Consider the following 1,291-nt stretch of genomic DNA (forward strand, 5'->3'; position numbering starts at 1 on the left):
TGAGGTTCCCCCGCTTTCTCGGAGGGCTCTGACTGTGGTCCGATAGGACCGGAAGGAGTCATTCGTGGCAGCACCGAAGAAGTACCCGGACGAGTTGAAGGCGCGGGCCGTGCGGCTGTATCGGGAGTCGGATCCGAAGCCGACGATCCGGAAGCTGGCAGGGCAGCTCGGGGTGCATCACGAAGCGTTGCGGCTGTGGATCCGCCAAGCCGAGGCCGATGCCGGCGAGCGAGACGATCGCCCGACGACCGACATGCTGGCCGAGAACCGGGCCCTGAAGAAGCGGGTCGCGGAGCTGGAGCGAGTCAATGCTGTATTGCGTGATGCGAGTGCGTATTTCGCCTCGGAGCTCGGCCAGACCCGACGGTGATCGTGGCGTTCGTCAGCGAACATCCACAGCACCCGGTCGAGCTCGTATTACGGGTTCTGGGCATCGCGTCCTCGACGTATTACGGCTGGTTGCGGCAGGCGCAGACGCCGTCACGGAGGCAACTGGCCGATCAAGAACTACTGGCCGAAATCGTCGACATCCATACCAGCTCCGGCGGAACCTACGGGTCACCACGCGTGCACGCGATGCTGGCCCGGCGCGGGTTCTCGGTCGGCCGCAAACGAGTCGAGCGGCTGATGCGAGGGGCGGGTTTGCAGGGCGCGTTCCTGCGTAAGAAGTGGCGGCTGGGCTTGACCCGGCAGGATCGGCATGCCACCCCAGCTCCGGACCTGGTCAATCGTGACTTCACCGCTGGCGAGCCGGACCGGTTATGGGTTGCCGATGCCACCCGCATCGTCTGTGGTGAGGGTGTGTGCTGGCTGGCCGCGGTCCGCGACGCCTTCTCGAACCGGATTGTGGGCTGGAAGTGTTCGGACCGTTGCGACACCGAACTGGTCCTCGGCGCTCTCGAGTACGCGGTCTGGACCCGCGATGTCCGGGACGGGCAGCTGGTTCACCATTCCGACCGCGGGTCGACCTACACGGCGATCCGGTTCGCGAACCGGTTGGCAGACAACGGGATAGCCCAATCCATGGGGTCGGTCGGTGACAGTTACGACAACGCCCTCATGGAGAACTTCTTCTCGACCTTGAAGACCGAATTAGTGTATCGAAACAGTTGGCGGACAAGGGAAGACGCCGAGAACGCCCTGTTCGCCTACATCGACGGCTGGTACAACACCCAGCGGATCCAGAAGAAGCTTGGCTGGCGATCACCCGACGAGTACGAAGCCAGCTATCATCACCGGGTTCCTACTGGAACCAGATAATCCGCTCTCTGGATTAGCGGGGGAACCTCAG

At 63.4% G+C, this 1,291-nt stretch carries 2 protein-coding genes; both read left to right on the forward strand.

Annotated elements, in window-relative coordinates; translation table 11 throughout:
- Window positions 1–64: 64 nt before the first annotated feature.
- Complete coding sequence (locus tag DFR69_RS33800) at window positions 65–370, forward strand: transposase (RefSeq protein ID WP_110041766.1); 306 nt, start codon at window positions 65–67, stop codon at window positions 368–370.
- Window positions 371–372: 2 nt separating this feature from the next.
- A complete protein-coding gene (locus DFR69_RS33805; RefSeq protein WP_167456505.1) occupies window positions 373–1,260 on the forward strand; it encodes an IS3 family transposase in 888 nt (295 codons plus the stop codon).
- Window positions 1,261–1,291 lie beyond the last annotated feature (31 nt).

Origin of the sequence: Nocardia neocaledoniensis (assembly GCF_003182135.1) — a bacterium.
Taxonomy (GTDB): Bacteria; Actinomycetota; Actinomycetes; order Mycobacteriales; family Mycobacteriaceae; genus Nocardia; species Nocardia neocaledoniensis.